At 33.6% G+C, this 1,868-nt stretch carries 2 protein-coding genes; both read right to left on the bottom strand.

Going from position 1 to position 1,868, the window contains the following annotated elements; translation table 11 throughout:
• Window positions 1–120: 120 nt before the first annotated feature.
• Complete coding sequence (locus CYK47_RS15120; protein WP_122902590.1) at window positions 121–1,305, bottom strand: hypothetical protein; 1,185 nt, start codon at window positions 1,303–1,305, stop codon at window positions 121–123.
• Window positions 1,306–1,371: 66 nt separating this feature from the next.
• The coding region (locus CYK47_RS15115) for an IS982 family transposase (RefSeq protein WP_122902589.1) at window positions 1,372–1,868 on the bottom strand (497 nt) is incomplete at its 5' end.

Below are 1,868 nucleotides of genomic sequence, written 5' to 3'. Positions count from 1 at the left end.
TTTCTCAGTGACTTGTTTTACTGCTTCAATTTTGAATTCTTCAGGGTATCGTTTACTGCTCATAAGCACCTCGTTAATTAGCCATTTTATCTAACTAAAGGGTGTCTACAAAATCGGTGGCTATTCAATTTGCTGGATGTATTCAAGGATGATTTTTCGGAAAATACCTGTTTGAAAAATATCAAAATGGTGGAAAAAAACACTTTCTATCATTGAGTTTTTGTAATATGACCAACCTATACTACTAAACTCATGATCAACAGATTTTTTTGAGCTTAAGAAAGAACTTCTAAAAGACTGAGCAATGACACCCCAAAGAGTATTTTCAAAACCGCTATTACAAGATTCAATAAATTGGGTTCGTGAAGAGCCCAAAAAATCTATATTTGAATAATTTAATTGCTGTACGAAGCTATTTAATCTTGATTCTCTTTCATGTGACCAAATATGTTTTCCGCATATGTCATAAGCAAAGGGATTAAGTGTCACAACGTAAATTATATTAGGATAAGGGAATAATTCATGATGCTCTTTCCAACGTTGGGAACCATATACAATTGAATGATATCCTCTAGCTTCTAATTCAAATGCTATGTTGCTGCTAATAGTATTAAAAGCATCTTTGACATAATCATTATTAGTATTGTTATTGTTTTCCCATGAGTCAATCCATCCATCCACAAGTTCAAAACTTAAAGCGGAGACATGTATTGATGCATCATTGAATATAGAGTTAGTAAATGTAGTGTAAAAATTATCTGACGGGTAGTAGATGTCAAATTGAAAATCAGTTTCAGTACTATTTGGTCTAGGTATAAGAGCAATAATATTTTTGTTGTTTAACATTAATTCTTGAAAGAAAGCATCCTGTACAATCCTTGTTTGCATTGGAGCAATCAGAATAGAAATTACAGAAGTAGTCTCTAATGCTCCATGGAAAAGGCTGCAAAAGTATTGTGAATAAGCTAATAACTCTGTGAAAGCTTCTCTTTCTGTTTGAGTCGATTTTTTTAACTCAATAATTGCTAAACCATGTTCTAAAGTCATAGCAATGAGGTCAATTCGGGTTGTTGAAGCATCTTCTCTTTTAAGTTGAATTTCCTGACCCATAAACTCTATATCCTCAAGTTTTTGAATTAAAGAATTAATTTTTTCCTCAGTTTGCTTTTTTAAGATTTGCGGGAAATCATATAAATCTTCCATATCGATTTTGCTTTTTTGGCGTTTTGTATTGATATGATCAAAAAAGTTTTTTCCATATTTTGTATAAATTAGATCCCTGAGTTTGTTTTCGTGAATTTTCATAAGCCTTGTAATTTTAGAATATTCTGATATGAGGTTAATTAACCCGAATCATGGATAAGCCTGATTTTACATCTTTATAAATTGAGGCTTATTTTCATGACAGATTTGATAAGCACAGAGTGATGCATAAATCCCTGCGAAATAACCTGAAATAGAACGATGGCGACTGCTTACTAGGTTGTATTGCTGCTTCAATAAGCTAAAGATCGTCTCTATTTTATTGCGCTGTCTCAGCATGATTTCATCCTTTGATGATAGCTGCACTCGTCGCATATTCTTGCGATGATATGTAATCAATTCAACACCTTGCTTTGCTAATTTATCTTTTACAATTTCACTGATGTAGCCGCGATCGCCAAAGATCTTACCAATGTAACCTTGAGCAAGCCTTGGCAGAAGCTTGATATCTGAAGTATGACCATTCGACAGTTGGGTCTGAATAAATTGACCCTGAGCATCCACCAATACATGCAATTTGCATCCATAGAACCAACCCATTGAGCTTCTACCTCGTGTGGCAATTTGTTTTAAAGATTTATGGCGCTGAATACGCTGATTTTTAC

Origin of the sequence: Acinetobacter sp. B51(2017), from assembly GCF_003711395.1 — a bacterium.
Taxonomy (GTDB): Bacteria; Pseudomonadota; Gammaproteobacteria; order Pseudomonadales; family Moraxellaceae; genus Acinetobacter.
Note: the sequence above shows the minus strand (reverse complement) of the source record. Positions and strands in the feature narration are given on the sequence as shown.

Excerpts from the sequence above, each read along its gene's own strand:
- CYK47_RS15120 (WP_122902590.1), bottom strand. The coding sequence starts at position 1,305 with ATGAAAATTCACGAAAACAAACTCAGGGATCTAATTTATACAAAATAT.